A 17,919-nucleotide genomic window follows, 5' to 3' on the forward strand; every position below is an offset into this window, starting at 1 on the left:
ATAAATCTTTGCCATAAAAAAACAAAGGATTTCTGCCTTTCATACAGTCCTCCCTTGTTTTTATACGATTTCGATTTTTAGATTTTTCTGTAAAAAATGTTTATAGTAATTCTACACAGAAAGCATCCCATGGAGCCAAGATTTGTTTTTCAAAGACTTCTTGAACCACGGTGTTTTCAATCAAGACAGATTTGACGTTTCCTTCTATGTTCAAGTCTTGTTCTTCATTGGACAAGTTAGCTACGACTAGGAATCGACGGTCACCATCTTTACGGATATAAGCAAAGACCTTGTCAGCTGTATCAAACAATTCAAAGTCAGCTCGAATCAGCCAGCTGTTTTCCTTACGAATTTGGACCAGTTTCTGATAAGTATAGAAAATAGAATCTGGATTTGCCAGCGCTTCTTGAACGTTGATTGCTTGATAGTTTGGATTTACTGCCAACCATGGTTGACCTGTTGAGAAACCAGCGTTTTTACTCTCATCCCATTGCATAGGCGTACGAGCATTGTCACGTCCAATGACACGGATACTGTCCATGATTTCTTCCATCGGAACACCTTTTTCAAGAGCTTCACGCGCATAGTTGAGGGATTCAATATCTTCTACTTGGTCAAGCGTCTCAAACGGATAGTTGGTCATCCCAATCTCCTCACCTTGGTAGATATAAGGTGTCCCTCTCATCAAATGAAGCAAAATGGCAAAGGCTTTAGCAGATTTTTCGCGGTATTCTTGGTCATTTCCCCAGATAGAAACGATACGAGGGAGGTCATGATTGTTCCAGAAGAGCGAATTCCAGCCGTCCTCAACTCCTAATTCTGTCTGCCATTTGTTGAAGATTTCTTTTAACTTAGCGATATTTAACTCTTTTTGGTAGTGCCATTTAGGTTGACCTTCCTGATACTGAAGACAGATGTGCTCAAACTGGAAGACCATAGACAATTCTTGTCCCTTTGGATCAGAGTAGAGCTTGGCAATCTCTGGAGTTGCTCCCCAAGTCTCCCCTACTGTCAAGAGATTCTTATCGCCAAAGGTCGCCTGATTCATCTCCTTGAGATAAGGATGGAGCATAGGTCCATTATTGACTACCTTCTCATCAGGAATTTTGCCAATCATGTCGATGACATCCATACGGAAGCCGCCAATGCCTTTATCAATCCAGAAGTTCATCATCTCATAAATTTTCTGGCGAAGTTTTTCATTTTCCCAGTTGAGATCCGGCTGTTTCTTACTGAAAAAGTGAAGATAGTATTGACCTGACTTTTCATCGTATTCCCAAGCAGAACCACTAAAGATAGAATCTAAATCGTTGGGTTCATCCCGCCAGATATAGTAGTCTCGTTCAGGGCTATCAGGATTTTCACAGGCCTCGACAAACCAAGCATGCTCATCTGAGGTATGATTGACCACTAAGTCCATGATGATACGAATATCACGCTTCTTAGCTTCCGCGATCAGTTGGTCCATATCCTCCATGGTTCCGAAAATAGCTGCAATCGCTTGATAATCAGCAATATCATAGCCATTATCATCCATAGGACTGTCATAAACTGGAGAAAGCCAAATCGCTGTAATTCCTAACTTGGCTAGATAGTCTAACTTACTGGTAATTCCTGGCAAATCACCAATTCCATCTCCGTTGCTATCCATAAAGCTCTTAGGATAGACTTGATAGACTACGGCATTGTGCCACCATTTTTCTTGCATCTTCTTACCTCATTATTTTAATAATCTGTAATCTATGATAGCGCTTTTCAGAGTTTTATGCAAGCGTTTGCCTAATCTTTTTGATTCCTTTTTTAACTCCATAGTTTCCTAACTTCCAATTTTTTATTATAATAGAGGTCAGAGGTAAAAAAATGAAAAAACAAGCTTTTAGTTCTGAACAATATTTGAATCTACAGCGCGACCACATTTTGGAGCGCATTAACCAATTTGACGGCAAGCTCTACTTGGAGTTTGGCGGCAAAATGTTAGAAGATTTCCACGCTGCTCGCGTTCTTCCCGGTTATGAGCCTGACAACAAAATCAAGCTCTTACAAGAATTGAAAGAGCAGGTTGAGGTTGTGATTGCTATTAATGCTAGCAATATCGAGCATTCCAAAGCACGTGGTGACTTGGGCATTTCTTATGACCAAGAAGTTCTTCGTTTGATTGATAAATTCAATGAATTAGGTATTTTTGTTGGCTCAGTGGTCATTACACAATACGCTGGCCAACCCGCTGCAGATGCCTTCCGCAATCAACTCGAGAAAAACGGAATTGACTCTTATCTTCATTATCCAATCAAAGGATATCCGACAGATATGGATCACATCATTTCTCCAGAAGGTATGGGGAAAAATGACTACATCAAAACCAGTCGTAACTTGATCGTCGTAACCGCTCCTGGACCTGGTTCTGGAAAATTGGCAACCTGTATGTCCAATATGTACCACGACCAAATTAATGGTATCAAGTCTGGTTACGCTAAATTTGAAACCTTCCCAGTCTGGAATCTTCCCCTTCATCACCCAGTCAATTTGGCCTACGAGGCTGCCACAGCTGACCTTGATGATGTCAACATGATTGACCCCTTCCATCTCCAAACCTACGGAGAGACCACTGTCAACTACAACCGTGATATCGAGATTTTCCCAGTGCTCAAGCGCATGTTGGAACGCATTCTAGGAGAGTCTCCATACGCTTCTCCGACAGACATGGGTGTCAATATGGTTGGTTTTGCTATTACAGATAATGAGGCTGCTGTCGAAGCTTCTAAGCAAGAAATCATTCGTCGCTACTATCAAACAGTCCTCGATTTCAAAGCCGAAAAAGTTGGTGAAGCAGCTGTCAAGAAAATCGAGTTGCTCATGAACGACCTGGGTATCACACCTGCAGACCGCAAGGTTGCAGTTATTGCCCGTCAAAAAGCAGAAGAAACTAGCGGACCAGCCCTAGCCCTTGAATTGCCAAATGGGGAAATCGTCACAGGTAAAAACTCAGAACTCTTTGGCCCTACAGCCGCTGCTCTTATCAACGCTATCAAGAAATCAGCTGATATTGCTAAAGAAGTGAAACTAATCGAACCTGAAGTTGTTAAGCCAATCCAAGGTCTTAAAATCGATCATCTCGGCAGTCGCAATCCGCGCCTTCATTCAAATGAAATCCTGATTGCACTTGCTATCACAGCTACAGAAAATCCTGATGCTGCCCGCGCCATGGAAGAACTTGGTAACCTCAAAGGAAGCGAAGCTCACTCAACCATCATCTTGACAGATGAAGACAAGAATGTCCTTCGCAAATTGGGTATCAATGTAACCTTTGACCCTTACTACCAATACGACCGCTTGTATCGTAAATAAAGATTTCAACCTCTCCACTCTCGGAGAGGTTTTCTCTCTGTCTCAGGAGCCAGCTTTGTGTTATAATGAAAGAAGAAAACTGAAAGGATTTACCATGTCAAAAGAAGTTATTGTTGAAAGTTTTGAACTTGACCACACCATTGTTAAAGCACCCTATGTTCGCTTGATTGGGGAGGAAAAAGGGCCAAAGGGAGATGTCATCTCCAATTATGATATTCGTTTAGTGCAACCCAATGAAGACTCTATCCCTACTGCTGGCCTTCACACTATCGAGCACCTCTTAGCCAAACTCATCCGTACCCGTATTGACGGTATGATTGACTGTTCACCATTTGGGTGCCGTACAGGCTTCCACATGATTATGTGGGGACGTCACACCAGTGCTGAAATCGCGGCTGTTATCAAGGATTCGCTCAAAGAAATCGCTGAGACTACTACTTGGGAAGATGTCCCTGGAACAACCATCGAATCTTGCGGAAACTACAAGGATCACAGCCTCTTCTCTGCTAAAGAATGGGCAAAACTCATCCTAGAACAAGGAATTTCAGATGATGCCTTTGAGCGTCATGTGATTTAAACATAAAAAAGGAACCAGTTTTTTCAGCCGGTTCCTTCTTTTTTATTCTCAAAATTCTGTCTTAGGCTTTTTCACGAATGACTAAAACACCGGCTTCCATATCTGCTTCTAGGTGTTTGGCATCTAGGTGATCCAAATGGAAGTCTGTCACCTTATCACGAATTTCTTGTTCAACCACGCGACGGAGAGGACGAACACCCATGACTTCGTCATACCCTTCTTCCGTGATATAGTCTTTAGCCGCTTGACTGACTACCAAATCAATGTCTTTCTTAGCCAAGGTTTGGTTAACTTCAGCCAACATCAAGTCTACAATCTTAGAAAGGTCTTCCTTAGTCAAGTGTGAGAACTCAATGACTGCGTTAAAGCGGTTGAGGAATTCTGGACGGAAGAATTGTTTCAAACGGTCCATCAATTCTGGTTTATCCGCATCTTCTGTCAAGTTAGCTTCATAGCCAAATCCAGCATTTGATGTCGCAATAATGACAGTGTTCTTGAAGTTTACCGTGTTTCCTTGACCATCTGTCAAACGACCATCATCTAGAACTTGGAGGAGAAGAGTAATCACTTGAGGATCAGCCTTTTCAATTTCATCCAAGAGAATGATAGAGTATGGATTGCGACGAATACGTTCTGTTAAGGTATTGCTATTGTCATCATAACCCACATATCCTGCTGTTGTACCAATTAGCTTAGAAACGGCTGTTCGATCACTGTATTCAGACATATCCAAACGGATGATTGCGTCCTTAGTTCCAAACATATCTAGCGCCAATTGTTTAGCAAGTTCAGTCTTACCAACCCCAGTTGAACCTACAAAGAGGAAGCTACCAATTGGGCGATTACCTTCATCAAAACCGGCACGATTACGACGGATAGCACGGGCTACAGCTTCAACTGCCTTATCTTGACCGATTACCTTATCTTGCAGACGATGAGCCATATCTTTCAGACGTTCGATGTCTGATGCTCCCATTTGTGACACAGGAATACCGGTCATTCGTTCTACAGATTCAGCCACATCGTTGACACTTGCAGTCACTTTCATATCTTCTGTGTGGTTTTCGATTTTCTTTTCCAATTCTGCGATGCGTGTTTTATAGTTTAGAGCTGCTTCAAAATCTTCTGCCTCAACTGCTTTTTCTTGCTTGTCTTTTTCTACCTCTATTTCACGTTCAACAGCATGCACATCTGTTACAGGATGTTGCGCCGCCAAGTGAGCTGCCGTAACATCGACAAGGTCAATAGCCTTATCTGGCAAGCTACGTTGAGGAATATACTGAACAGAATAATCCACCGCTGCTTTCAAAACTTCGTCTGGCAAGATAACATTGTGGTGTTGTTGATAGAGATCACGAATTCCTTGAAGGATTTTATATGTATCCTCTGCTGAAGGAGCATTGACCTTGACTTCGTTGAAACGACGAGCAAGAGCTGCATTCTTCAAGATGGTGTTACGGTATTCGTCTTGAGTTGTTGCTCCAATCACTGTCAATTCTCCACGAGAGAGAGCTGGCTTGAGGATATCCGCAAGCCCTTTAGAACCACTGTCACCTCCAGTAGATCCAGCACCAAGGATTTGGTGAATTTCATCAAAGAAGAGAATGATATTTCCCGCTTCTTTGACCTCATTGACTAGGTTTTGAACGTTTTCTTCAAAGCTACCACGGTATTGAGTACCAGCCTCAAGACCTGAGATATCAATGGAAATGATTTCCTTATTCTTAATAGCAGCTGGAACATCTCCGTTCACAATGGCTTGTGCTAGACCTTCGACAACGGCTGTCTTACCAACACCTGCATCTCCGACAAGTACAGGATTGTTCTTGGTACGACGTGAGAGGATTTCAGCTGTTTCTTGAATTTCCTTGTTTCGTCCGATAACAGGATCCAACTTGCCCTCACGAGCTTCCGCTGTCAAGTTACGACCTAGTTTAGCAAGGACACCGTCTTGTTTCATACCTGAAGCGTGTTGTTGCATTTGCGCATCAGATTCTGCATTTCCTGGCAATTGACCAGTTGCACGATAGTGAGCAAATTCCTCAGGTGTCACTTCACGTCCATTAATCAAGTAGCGACGGTTTTCAGAACTGTATCCTCGCATACCACCCATCAATTGGTTAAATAAATCATCCATGTTGTTAAAGTTATTAAAGTTGTTGTTCATATTCTTTACCTCGTTTATTCTTAATTAGATGCGATCTCTGATATTGACTATCTTTGACCTTTGTGTTAAAAAATTTAGACTAGCTAGATTGCTACTCTACGTACTATTTCTGGTTTTTCTTTTTCAAGCAGGAGTAGACTATCTTTACTTCTAAAGATTTCTAGATTAAACATAGACCCCACCTCTTTCTATTTTACTTTAAATAAGTGTTCTAGCAAGGTTTTCATTTACCTTACTTTCATAATATACTACATTAGTCAGAAAAGGTCAAGTAATTTGACTTTAATTGACCAATAAATTTTACAAAAAGAAGAACTAGCTTTTAACTAGTCCTTCTTTGTATTATTTTATATAATCTTAACTCAACGCATCCAAGGCATCATCCATTGAAAGGACTTCGTGGAATACACGTTGTGTCAATTCAGTTTTTTGTTCTGGAGTGAGGTATTTAGTGTTTACACAGTATCCAGAGATACGTACGATAACGTCTTCACCTGACATGATCTTTTCGTAAACATCGTTCAAGTCCATAACGTTCAAGTTAACGTGTTGTCCACCGTTTTCGAAGTAACCATCAAGGATTGTTACCAAGTTATCAACTTGTTCATCACGAGTCTTACCAAGAGCACGAGGTGAAACTTGTGTAGTCAATGAGATACCATCAGCTGCATAACTAAAGTCAAGGCTAGAAAGTGAGTTCAAGTTTTGCAACCATCCACCTTTAGCTTTGTTAGATGGGTTAGCACCTGGTGAGAAGAATTCAAGTTTAGACAAGTTCACAGAACCATCTTCGTTGAGGTATACACCTTTGTGGACTGGTGAGTTACCAGTTTGTTTAGAGTAAGCAACGTTAGATGTGATTGTCAAAAGTGATACTGTAGCTTCTGCATCTTTGTAAAGTTTGTGGCTACGTAGACGAGTAGTGTAAGCTTCAATCAACCATTCTGCCAATTCGTTTGAACGTGGGTCATCTTCACCCCAACGTGGGTATTCACCGATTGTTTCGTAATCGTAAATGTAGCCATTTTCATCGCGGATTGGTTTAACTGTAGCGTATTTGATAGCTGACAATGTATCAACAGTGTTGGCAAATCCACAGATACCGAATCCCATGTTGGCACGTTGTTTAGTTGGCAAGAATGCCATTTGAACAGCTTCGTAGTTGTACTTATCAGTCATGTAGTGGATGATGTTCAAAGCATCTACGTAAGTGTCAGTCAACCAGTCAAGAGATTTTTCAAAGTTAGCTTTAACTGATTCAAATTCAAGAACTTCGTCACGGATTGGTTCGATGTCAAATACTTTGTAATCTTTGTGAACATCGTCGTAACCACCGTTCAAACCAGTAAGAAGGGCTTTCAATACGTTTACACGCGCACCGAAGTACTGGATGTTGTGACGTTGTTCTTCATTTTCTGGGTCAAGTGGAGACACACAGCATGAGATACAGCTCATTTCACCATATCCGTCTTTAGCCATTGTTGTTACACCTTCGTATTGGATAGAAGAGTGTTTGTGGCTCATGTGCATACAGTAGCGACGGAAGTTGTATGGCAATTTATCAGTCCAAAGAACTGTCAAGTTTGGTTCTGGTGAGTTACCGATGTTGTCAAGAGTGTTCAAGAAACGGTAGTCCATCTTAGTAACACGGTGACGACCGTCGTTACCCATACCAGCCATAGAAGTTGTGATGAAAGTTGGGTCGCCTGAGTACAATTGGTCGTAAGCTTTTGTACGAGCAAATTTAACTGTACGAAGTTTCATAACGAAATCATCAACGAATTCTTGGATTTCTGATTCAGTAAATGTACCACGAGCAAGGTCACGTTCTGCAAAGATGTCCAGTACGATTGGCACACGACCTAGGGATGTAGCAGCACCGTTGATAACACGGCAGACAGACATGAAGGCGATGTTAACCCATTGGATAGCTTCTTTAACGTTCATCGCTGGTTTGCGAACATCAACTCCGTAAAGATCACCCAAGCGAACAACTTGTTGCAATGCTTGGTATTGAAGATTGATTTCTTCACGAAGACGGATTGTTTCTTCATCGATTTCTTCGATTGCATTCCAGTCGTTTACTTTTTCTTGCATCAAGTAGTCTGCACCGTAAAGAGCAAGACGTGCGTAAACACCGATGATACGTCCGCGTGAGTATGCATCTGGAAGACCAGTTACAGTGTGAGCGTGACGAGCGCGACGGATGTTTGAAGTGTAAGCACGGAAGATACCGTCGTTAACTGTTGTTACGTATTTAGTGAAGATTTCGTGAACAGCTGGGTCTGGTTCGTATCCATTTTCTTTCAAAGTAGTTTCAGCCATACGGATACCACCTTTTGGCATGAAGTTCAATTTGAAGAGTTCATCGTTTTGGATACCAAAGATAACTTCATTTTCTTTGTCGATAAATCCAGCAGGGATATCAGCAATAGATGTTGGACGAGTATCCATTGGAAAACGAGTTTCTTCGTAGTGAGCCTTAGTTTCTTCTACAATCTTTTTGATGTGAAGTGAACGTTCTGTTGGTCCTGCAAGGAAGCTTTCGTCTCCATCGTAAGGTGTGTAGTTAGCTTGTACGAAGCGTGATACACTTGCTTTTTCTTTCCAATCTACGCCTTTGAAGCCTTCCCAAGCTTTGTCAAAAATATCTTGTGCTTCAACAACTGTCTTAACAACCATGTTAATGTCCTCTTTTTTCTTTCTAGTAACAGTCATCTGTTACATTCATGAGACAAGTATACCATACAGTAACCGATTTCAACAAGCAAAAAATCCCTGTTTTTACACTTTCTTTTCTAAAACAGTCTATATTTTTCCTCAAACTGTATTATATTTTTGAAAAAACGAAGTCCTTTTTTCTTTTTTTCAGAAAAAAGGGTATAATAAAAGAAAATAAGCTGTAAAAAAGGTGCTAGGCATGTTGATTTTCCCCTTATTAAATGATTTGTCAAGAAAAATCATCCATATTGACATGGATGCCTTTTTTGCTGCGGTAGAAATCAGGGATAATCCTAAACTCAGAGGAAAACCTGTCATTATTGGAAGCGACCCTCGGCAAACAGGTGGGCGGGGAGTCGTTTCTACCTGTAGCTATGAGGCAAGAGCTTTTGGTGTCCATTCTGCCATGAGTTCCAAGGAAGCTTATGAGCGTTGCCCCCAGGCTGTCTTTATCTCAGGGAATTATGAGAAATACAAATCTGTGGGACTCCAAATTCGAACTATTTTTAAGCGCTATACAGATTTGATTGAACCTATGAGTATTGACGAAGCCTATTTGGATGTGACAGAAAATAAACTCGGTATCAAGTCAGCGGTCAAAATCGCTCGCCTCATTCAAGAGGATATCTGGCAAGAACTGCACCTGACTGCTTCTGCTGGCGTTTCCTACAACAAATTCTTAGCTAAAATGGCCAGTGATTATCAAAAGCCACATGGTCTGACAGTGATTCTACCTAACCAGGCTGAGGACTTTCTCAAACAAATGGATATTTCCAAGTTTCATGGAGTAGGAAAAAAGACGGTGGAACGACTTCATCAAATGGGTATTTTTACTGGCGCTGACCTACTTGAAGTTCCTGAAGTGACTCTGATAGACCGTTTTGGTAGACTGGGTTATGACCTTTATCGAAAGGCTCGTGGCATTCACAACTCTCCAGTCAAATCCAATCGTATCCGTAAATCCATCGGCAAGGAGAAAACCTATGGAAAGATTCTCCGTGCCGAGGAAGACATCAAAAAAGAGCTGACTCTTCTATCAGAAAGAGTCGCTCTCAATCTCAGTCAACAAGAAAAAGCTGGAAAAATTGTCATTTTGAAAATCCGCTACGAGGACTTTTCAACTCTTACTAAACGAAAAAGTCTGACTCAAAGAACACAGGATGCTAGTCAGATAAGCCAAATAGCCCTGCAACTCTATGAAGAATTAAGTGAGAAAGAAAGAGGTGTCCGCCTGCTGGGGATTACCGTGACTGGATTTTAAAACCTTGAAGAGTTGACCCTTCAAGGTTTTTCTTATACAAATAAACGGACAAAGCTATACAGTAGCAAGACGCTACCGAGTACAATACGGTATTTACCGAAAAGGGTAAAGTCGTGTTTTTTCACATAGCTTGTCAAGAAACGAATAGCGACCATGCTAACTGCAAAGGCTACTCCCATCGCAACCAAGAGCAAGAATAATTGCCCAAAGCTCAAGAGCTGTCCTGCTTTCACAAATTTGAAAATCTTTAAGGCACTAGCTCCAAACATAACTGGAATTCCAAGATAGAAGGTAAATTCTGTCACAACAGAACGACTGGTTCCATTTAACAAACCACCGACGATCGTTGCCCCAGAACGACTAGTACCTGGTAAAAGAGCCAGAACTTGGAAGAGCCCAATATATAAAGCCGTTGTATAAGGAAGCTTGTCCAGTTCAGTCACACTTGGCTCAATAGCGCGCACTTTATTACGTTTTTCCAAATAGATGAAGGCGACCCCGTAGATGATTAGCATGAGAGCAACTGAAACCATATTATGGAAGTGAGTATCAAACCAATCATCAAACTTAAACACTGCAAGCAAAGGTAAAGTAGCTACAAGAACTTTAGACCACAATTGCCAAGTTCGACGAACTTCCTGCTTGTCTTTACCCGGTTTAAAGGGATTGAGCTTATTAAAGTAAATCACCATAACCGCCAAAATCGCACCAAGCTGAATCACGACATTAAACATGGACATAAAGACTTCATTTTGATTTTGGTATTGGATAAATTCCTCTGCTAAAATCAAGTGACCTGTACTTGAAATCGGCAGCCATTCTGTAATTCCTTCAACAATACCGAAGAAGATAGATTTTAAAATTTCAATAAGATACATAGATTACTCCTTTTTCTATCTTCCATTATAGCATATTTTTTTAGTCTGTGACAGTTCTCTTTAAAAGGCACCAATACTGCCACCGCCTCCACCTCCGGAGAAGCCACCGCCAGAACTTCCATTTCCAGAAGATACGGAATAGGTACTTGCTGTGTTTGCGATGCTGGCATAATGGCTCATTTGCGCGCTTGAATGATAAAACATACCGTGCCAGCCATAAGCTACATAGAGATTGATATCTGGATTTCCCACTTTAATCTGATGAACCTTCATCAAATGACTGACCTTGTCCGCATAGCCAAATAAGGTCGCATAGACCAAAAGGCGATTCCAGACCACAATACTTTCCAATTCAGCCTGATCCAATCTTGCAATCTCACGCAACATATTTTCAAAACTGGTCCAGAGATAGTAGACTTCTGCCCCTGCTTCATTCAGGACACCATCACGATTATCTAGTCGAAGCTTCCAATAATAGAAAACAGCCAAAACCAAACCTAGAAAACCAAGTATTGGCAAGGGGATGTAAAGATAGCCATAAACATCCAAACTGTACAAGAACAAGCCAAATCCGATAAATAGGGGCAGGATAGTCAAAGCACCCATACCCACTTGCAAGGCCTTTTCCCCACCAGTTAAAGGACGGTAGTAATCCGGAAGCCCCCAGAAGGTAACTCTATTTCTCACTCCTTCTTGCATCTCTTTCAATACTTCTTCAAAAGAAGATTTGAGCTGATGCCCCTTTGCTTGAATCCGTTTTTCATCAGAAACTTTTGCTCTACGATAAAGACTATCAGATACCTTGTAATCCGCAAACAAATTGGAAAGAGTTTCTTCTTTTTTGCCTGAAAAAGCCAGATCTAGACAGTCTTTCTCAAAGCCTGACAAACCATCTTCTTTTACTAGCCTCAAACCAACTGCATCTCCTTCTGAAATGATAGAGACATTTCCACGGTCTATCACATCTAGCAAGGTAGCTTGAATAAGTTGATCAAAGGTGAATTTTCCAGCTCCCTTGACCAAGGGACTCACTTCCTCCAAGGAGGTCGAGTAGACTGCTTCTGATAAAACCATAGGTTCTAATTCCATTGGTGGTTCATAGAGACGATGATTTTTGGCATATTTGACCGAAGGAGTGGTCTTTCTTCTATAAATAAAATAGAAGCAGACACTCAATAACAAGGAGATAGAAAGTATCGAAGGGAAGACCCAAGTAACGAGTTGTTTACTTTGCTCTTTTTCTCTAACAATCGAGTCTTCTATCTTATTAAACTCTTCTAAGCGATTCCCTTTCAATCCCTGATCCCTAGCGCTAGCAAAATCAGTTCGAGGCCAGTATGCATGCAATTCAACTCCACGCTTAGGCGGAAGATCGTCTAAACGGATAGTATAATCAAGGTTACTCTTTTCAATCGTTCCCTCTCTAAAAAGTTTCCCTGTATGGAAAAAGAGTTTTTCAGCCCCCTTATCTCCCCTTACATGAAATTCAAACTTTCCAATAATTCCTGAACTATCTGTCAGAGGTTGCCAATTTAATTCAGCGATGTCATCATAAAGGAAAAGCAAATTCTTTAAGTTCCAAGTAATATCAACTTCAACTATGTCGCCTTCCTGACCTGGATTAAAGATTTTGACAGTATAACCTTCTGTTTCTTCTATTACTTGACTCTCAACACCTGCTATTTCACGGCCATTTTTAAAGACCTGAACCTTTGGATGAGGATCAATTTGAAAGCCGCTAGGCATCTTTCCTGCACGACCAAGACCTACAAGTTGACCATTAAAATCATCTTCAAACTGATAAACAATCTTTTGTCGAAATTCTGCCCTATTGTCTGCATGAATATACAAATCCCCCTGATAAGACGGAATCTTATAATCAATGGCAAAAACCGAGAGTGGAAACATACAAAACAAACAAAATAACAGCAAGAAAAAAGTTTTTTTCATCAACTAAACCCCCTTTTTTATCTTTGCTATCATTATATCATTTTTTCATAAGTAAGGGCTTACCTGTATTGAAAAATAGATTTTTTTTCGATAAAATAGGAGACAGTTATTTTTTAATAGATTAGAAATAGGAGAAATCATGAGAAAAATATACTTATCTATTTTCACAAGTCTCTTGCTGATGCTGGGACTTGTCAATGTTGCCCAAGCCGATGAATATTTACGCATCGGGATGGAAGCCGCATACGCCCCATTTAACTGGACACAGGACGACGATAGCAATGGGGCTGTCAAAATCGATGGGACTAACCAGTATGCTAACGGATACGATGTTCAAATCGCCAAGAAAATCGCTAAGGACTTAGGTAAAGAACCTTTGGTTGTTAAAACAAAGTGGGAAGGCCTAGTTCCTGCCCTTACTTCTGGTAAGATTGACATGATTATCGCAGGTATGAGTCCTACTGCCGAGCGTAAACAAGAAATTGCCTTTTCAAGCAGTTACTACACTAGCGAACCAGTTTTGCTTGTCAAAAAAGATTCTACTTATGCAAACGCAAAATCTTTGGATGACTTTAACGGTGCGAAAATCACTTCTCAACAAGGTGTTTACCTTTACGACTTGATTGCACAAATCCCAGGTGCTAAAAAAGAAACAGCCATGGGAGACTTCGCTCAAATGCGCCAAGCTCTTGAAGCTGGTGTCATCGATGCCTATGTTTCTGAACGCCCAGAAGCTCTGACCGCTGAAGCTGCGAACTCTAAGTTTAAGATGGTCCAAGTAGAACCAGGTTTCAAAACTGGGGAAGAAGATACAGCTATCGCCATCGGACTTCGTAAAGATGACAATCGTATTAGCCAAATCAATGCCAGCATTGAAACCATTTCAAAAGACGATCAAGTTGCCTTGATGGATCGTATGATCAAAGAGCAACCTGCCGAAGCTACAACAACTGAAGAGACTAGCAGTAGTTTCTTTAGCCAAGTCGCTAAAATTCTTTCTGAAAACTGGCAACAACTGTTGCGTGGTGCTGGTATCACTCTTTTAATCTCTATCGTCGGAACCATCATAGGTCTCATTATCGGTCTTGCCATTGGTGTCTTCCGTACTGCTCCTCTATCTGAAAACAAAGCCATTTATGGCTTACAAAAACTAGTCGGCTGGATCCTCAATGTCTACATTGAAATTTTCCGTGGTACCCCAATGATCGTTCAATCGATGGTTATCTACTATGGAACTGCCCAAGCTTTCGGGATCAACCTTGACCGCACACTGGCTGCTATCTTCATCGTTTCGATTAACACTGGTGCCTACATGACTGAAATCGTACGTGGTGGTATCTTAGCAGTTGACAAGGGACAATTTGAAGCTGCGACTGCTCTTGGTATGACCCATAATCAAACCATGCGTAAGATTGTCCTCCCTCAGGTAGTTCGTAACATCCTACCAGCAACTGGTAATGAATTTGTCATCAATATCAAAGATACATCTGTATTGAACGTTATCTCTGTTGTCGAACTTTATTTCTCAGGAAATACCGTGGCAACTCAAACCTATCAATACTTCCAGACATTTACAATCATCGCCGTGATTTACTTTGTCCTCACCTTCACCGTAACACGTATCCTACGCTTCATCGAACGCCGCATGGACATGGATACCTATACTACAGGTGCTAACCAAATGCAAACGGAGGATTTGAAATAATGACACAAGCAATCCTTGAAATTAAACATCTCAAAAAATCCTATGGACAAAACGAAGTGCTAAAAGACATTTCTCTAACTGTCCACAAGGGAGAGGTAATCTCTATCATCGGAAGCTCTGGAAGCGGAAAATCAACATTCCTACGCTCCATTAACCTCCTTGAAACGCCAACTGATGGACAAATTCTTTATCATGGACAAAACGTCCTCGAAAAAGGCTATGACCTCACGCAATACCGTGAAAAGTTGGGGATGGTTTTCCAATCTTTTAACCTCTTTGAAAATCTCAACGTGCTTGAAAATACCATCGTCGCTCAGACAACTGTCCTTAAACGTGAACGAACAGAAGCTGAAAAGATTGCCAAAGAAAACTTGGAAAAGGTCGGCATGGGAGAACGCTACTGGCAAGCCAAACCAAAACAACTCTCAGGTGGTCAAAAACAACGTGTGGCCATCGCTCGCGCTCTTTCAATGAATCCTGACGCTATTCTCTTTGATGAACCAACATCAGCTCTCGATCCAGAAATGGTTGGAGAAGTCCTCAAAATCATGCAAGATCTAGCTCAGGAAGGCTTGACTATGATTGTAGTGACTCACGAAATGGAATTTGCCCGTGATGTCTCTCACCGTGTTATCTTTATGGATAAGGGCGTGATTGCTGAAGAAGGCAAACCAGAAGACCTCTTCACCAATCCTAAAGAAGACCGTACAAAAGAGTTCCTTCAACGCTATCTCAAATAAAAAGAAAAGGCTGCATCAACCGTGCAGTCTTTTTGCTGTCCTCATACTCTTCGAAAATCTCTTCAAACCACGTCAGCTCTATCTGCAACCTCAAAACAGTGTTTTGAGCAACCTACGGCTAGCTTCCTAGTTTGCTCTTTGATTTTCATTGAGTATCAAAATGAAAAGGCAGACCCTATTCAAGAATCCGCCATTATCCAAAGATTAATCTTCAAATTTTTCATGATTTTTATCATAGAAATCAATTAAACCTAGAGCCGTTTCAAACGAAATATTTTTTACTTTTGCACGTCCCTGCGCTAGAGCAATGATAGACATTTCACGCGCATTCGTTTCTTTAGAGATACGGTAGCCTGTGATCTTCTTATCACGAACCCAGCCAACAACTGATTCTACTTTTTCAAAGTTTGACTTAGCCATGTCCTTCTCCTATTTTCTTCTTTACGATATTTAATTGTATACGTTTTTATGACTTTTGTCAATAAAAAAACATATATTCAATAAAATTAATGATTTATTTTTCTATTACTATCTTATTAAAGCCGATAATATATAGGTTTTCCCTTGCTATAAACCATTAGTAAATACCTTTAAAATAATTGTATTATTAACTCTTTTATTTGTAAAAATATTCATGCTTTACAAATACCAATTCTTGATAGATTAGACAGGTTTTATCTTCAACTTTATTCTATTTACCTAACTTTAAAATGATATTTCTAATAGCAGAAGACTTTCTCTCCACACTATTACTAACTATTATTTCTCTTCTCCTTCTTTGATTTTCTTCCTGTCTGCATAAGTACTTTTCACTTGTTCAACTGGTACTATTTATTTACTTTATCAAGATTCCTTTTTGTTTCTTTAAACCAATAAAAAGATTAGTAATTAAGAAACAATAGTATCCTATCTTCCAACATTTTCCATTGTTTTTATCTTCTTAGTATCTTATCACTCTTCTCAGTCAACTCAGTATAAGGTTTCTCATTAGTATTGATTATTTTTTCTAATTCCTATTATATTTAACCAAATTTCAGATTAGACATATATAAAATAGCGGATTCTAAAAATACTCCTTATATATAACAAGTAATTTTACTTCCTTACTATAAACTGAATCAAAAAATAATAGGTACTATAATGACTTGTGATAGAAATAGCGTAATCGATTTCCTAAGTCCATAGGAATCGCCCCCTTTCTTCACCCTCATTATAGCACCTATACATCAGTTGTGCAAATAATATGATATTTTTTTATTAGTCCTTAGACAAGCATATTATAGAGCGTTTCATTACCATTTAAGTTAATATAAGATGGATCAAAGCCTTCCATTCGACGAATCAAGCCTGCATAATCATGCTTATCTGCCAAGGCAATCCCGATCAATACGGGCCCTGTCCCCTTACTAGCTCGTTTGATATACTCAAAACGTGTGATATCATCATTTGGCCCCAAAATATCATTTACAAACTCACGCAAAGCCCCCGGACGCTGTGGAAAATTAACCACAAAGTAATGCTTGATCCCATCATAAATCAAGGCACGCTCTTCCATTTCCGGCATACGGTTGATATCATTATTTCCTCCAGAAATGATACAACAAATAGTTTTCCCCTTGATATATTCAGCCAAAACCTCTAAAGAAGCGATACTAGCCGCTCCAGCTGGTTCTGCAACAATCCCTTGCTTAGAGTAGAGGTCAATCAAGGTTTCAGAAATCAATCCCTCATCGACACCTACTAAGGTTTGAACATGTTGACGAGTTGCTTCATAGGTCAATTGACCTACCTTTTGTACAGCAATCCCATCCGCAAATTTGTCAATTTCTTTGAGTTTGACAGGTCCACCAGCTTCAAAGGCCGCCTTCATGGAACGCGCTCCATTAGCCTCTACCCCAATGACTTCAATCTCTGGACTTGTTTCCTTGATATAGGTAGAAACCCCAGCAATGAGACCACCGCCGCCAACAGGAACCAAAACAGCATCAAAATCAATCGATTCTTTTCGAGCTTCTTCTAAAATCTCATAAGCAACTGTCCCTTGACCAGCTTGAACATGGGCATCATCAAAGGGATCAATAAAGGTACGATTTTCAGAGACTGTAAATTCTTGAGCTGCTTTGGCTGAGGCATCAAAGGTATCCCCAACTAGTTTAATGGTTACAAAATTCCCACCAAAAAAGCGAACTTGACCAATTTTTTGTTGCGGAGTTGTAATTGGCATAAAAATAGTAGCAGGAATTTCCATCTCATTACAAGTATAGGCAACTCCCTGCGCATGATTCCCTGCAGAAGCGCAGACTACCCCACGCTCACGTTCTTCCTTGCTAAGCTGGGAAATAGCATAATAGGCACCACGAATTTTAAAAGAGCGAACACGTTGAGCATTTTCCTTTTTCAAATAAATCTTAGCACCATACTTCTCCGATAAATAATGGTCATAATCCAGTGGGGTATTCACAACCACACCGTTCAAGACCTTATGAGCCTTAATTATATCTTTTGAACTTAACATCTTTTTCTCCTAGACTATTTCATACTTATCGTAATCCATCTTTTAAAAAGAGATGAATTG

At 40.4% G+C, this 17,919-nt stretch carries 12 protein-coding genes; 5 read left to right on the forward strand and 7 right to left on the reverse strand.

Annotated elements, in window-relative coordinates; translation table 11 throughout:
• Window positions 1-100: 100 nt before the first annotated feature.
• The gene (locus tag SK578_RS08855; RefSeq protein WP_042751700.1) at window positions 101-1,708 is read right to left on the reverse strand and encodes a glycoside hydrolase family 13 protein; all 1,608 of its coding nucleotides are present in this window, start codon (window positions 1,706-1,708) and stop codon (window positions 101-103) included.
• Between the two features lie 152 nt (window positions 1,709-1,860).
• On the opposite strand from SK578_RS08855, the gene SK578_RS08860 reads away from it, so the two are divergent.
• A complete protein-coding gene (locus SK578_RS08860) occupies window positions 1,861-3,345 on the forward strand; it encodes a DUF1846 domain-containing protein (RefSeq protein WP_042751701.1) in 1,485 nt (494 codons plus the stop codon).
• Between the two features lie 94 nt (window positions 3,346-3,439).
• Complete coding sequence (locus tag SK578_RS08865; RefSeq protein ID WP_042751702.1) at window positions 3,440-3,922, forward strand: S-ribosylhomocysteine lyase; 483 nt, start codon at window positions 3,440-3,442, stop codon at window positions 3,920-3,922.
• A 61-nt stretch (window positions 3,923-3,983) separates the two neighbouring features.
• Here the strand turns inward: SK578_RS08865 and SK578_RS08870 are convergent, their stop codons facing one another.
• Together SK578_RS08870 and pflB are read right to left on the reverse strand one after the other, a co-directional pair.
• Window positions 3,984-6,089, reverse strand: a complete 2,106-nt coding sequence (locus tag SK578_RS08870) for an ATP-dependent Clp protease ATP-binding subunit (RefSeq protein ID WP_042751703.1) — start codon at window positions 6,087-6,089, stop codon at window positions 3,984-3,986.
• A 357-nt stretch (window positions 6,090-6,446) separates the two neighbouring features.
• On the reverse strand, window positions 6,447-8,771 hold the full coding sequence (gene pflB / locus SK578_RS08875; protein WP_000260631.1) for a formate C-acetyltransferase: 2,325 nt from the start codon (window positions 8,769-8,771) through the stop codon (window positions 6,447-6,449).
• A 238-nt stretch (window positions 8,772-9,009) separates the two neighbouring features.
• Between pflB and dinB the strand changes: the two genes are divergently transcribed.
• A complete protein-coding gene (gene dinB / locus SK578_RS08880; protein WP_042751704.1) occupies window positions 9,010-10,071 on the forward strand; it encodes a DNA polymerase IV in 1,062 nt (353 codons plus the stop codon).
• A 32-nt stretch (window positions 10,072-10,103) separates the two neighbouring features.
• Here dinB and SK578_RS08885 read toward each other — a convergent pair whose 3' ends face one another.
• A complete protein-coding gene (locus SK578_RS08885) occupies window positions 10,104-10,949 on the reverse strand; it encodes an undecaprenyl-diphosphate phosphatase (RefSeq protein ID WP_042751705.1) in 846 nt (281 codons plus the stop codon).
• Between the two features lie 60 nt (window positions 10,950-11,009).
• Window positions 11,010-12,899, reverse strand: a complete 1,890-nt coding sequence (locus SK578_RS08890; RefSeq protein WP_042751706.1) for a DUF2207 domain-containing protein — start codon at window positions 12,897-12,899, stop codon at window positions 11,010-11,012.
• 139 nt (window positions 12,900-13,038) lie between these two features.
• On the opposite strand from SK578_RS08890, the gene SK578_RS08895 reads away from it, so the two are divergent.
• Both SK578_RS08895 and SK578_RS08900 read left to right on the forward strand, forming a co-directional pair.
• Entirely contained in the window at window positions 13,039-14,604 is a 1,566-nt protein-coding gene (locus SK578_RS08895; RefSeq protein WP_042751707.1) for an ABC transporter substrate-binding protein/permease, read from the forward strand.
• Window positions 14,604-15,344: an amino acid ABC transporter ATP-binding protein gene (locus SK578_RS08900; protein ID WP_000189477.1), complete on the forward strand. Its 741-nt coding sequence runs from the start codon at window positions 14,604-14,606 to the stop codon at window positions 15,342-15,344. The genes SK578_RS08895 and SK578_RS08900 overlap by 1 nt, the downstream gene beginning before the upstream one ends.
• A 204-nt stretch (window positions 15,345-15,548) precedes the next feature.
• On the opposite strand, the gene SK578_RS08910 is transcribed toward SK578_RS08900, so the two are convergent.
• A complete protein-coding gene (locus SK578_RS08910) occupies window positions 15,549-15,764 on the reverse strand; it encodes a capsule biosynthesis transcriptional regulator (protein WP_001130035.1) in 216 nt (71 codons plus the stop codon).
• An 844-nt stretch (window positions 15,765-16,608) separates the two neighbouring features.
• Window positions 16,609-17,859 (reverse strand): threonine ammonia-lyase IlvA, encoded by a 1,251-nt coding sequence (gene ilvA, locus SK578_RS08915; protein ID WP_042751708.1) that lies wholly within the window; start codon window positions 17,857-17,859, stop codon window positions 16,609-16,611.
• Between the last annotated feature and the right edge of the window lie 60 nt (window positions 17,860-17,919).

The sequence above is a fragment of the Streptococcus mitis genome, from assembly GCF_000722755.1.
Lineage (GTDB): Bacteria > Bacillota > Bacilli > Lactobacillales > Streptococcaceae > Streptococcus > Streptococcus mitis_CM.

Coding starts and splice junctions, on each gene's coding strand:
- SK578_RS08855 (WP_042751700.1), bottom strand. CDS start 1,708: ATGCAAGAAAAATGGTGGCACAATGCCGTAGTCTATCAAGTCTATCCT.
- SK578_RS08860 (WP_042751701.1), top strand. CDS start 1,861: ATGAAAAAACAAGCTTTTAGTTCTGAACAATATTTGAATCTACAGCGC.
- SK578_RS08865 (WP_042751702.1), top strand. CDS start 3,440: ATGTCAAAAGAAGTTATTGTTGAAAGTTTTGAACTTGACCACACCATT.
- SK578_RS08870 (WP_042751703.1), bottom strand. CDS start 6,089: ATGAACAACAACTTTAATAACTTTAACAACATGGATGATTTATTTAAC.
- pflB (WP_000260631.1), bottom strand. CDS start 8,771: ATGGTTGTTAAGACAGTTGTTGAAGCACAAGATATTTTTGACAAAGCT.
- dinB (WP_042751704.1), top strand. CDS start 9,010: ATGTTGATTTTCCCCTTATTAAATGATTTGTCAAGAAAAATCATCCAT.
- SK578_RS08885 (WP_042751705.1), bottom strand. CDS start 10,949: ATGTATCTTATTGAAATTTTAAAATCTATCTTCTTCGGTATTGTTGAA.
- SK578_RS08890 (WP_042751706.1), bottom strand. CDS start 12,899: ATGAAAAAAACTTTTTTCTTGCTGTTATTTTGTTTGTTTTGTATGTTT.
- SK578_RS08895 (WP_042751707.1), top strand. CDS start 13,039: ATGAGAAAAATATACTTATCTATTTTCACAAGTCTCTTGCTGATGCTG.
- SK578_RS08900 (WP_000189477.1), top strand. CDS start 14,604: ATGACACAAGCAATCCTTGAAATTAAACATCTCAAAAAATCCTATGGA.
- SK578_RS08910 (WP_001130035.1), bottom strand. CDS start 15,764: ATGGCTAAGTCAAACTTTGAAAAAGTAGAATCAGTTGTTGGCTGGGTT.
- ilvA (WP_042751708.1), bottom strand. CDS start 17,859: ATGTTAAGTTCAAAAGATATAATTAAGGCTCATAAGGTCTTGAACGGT.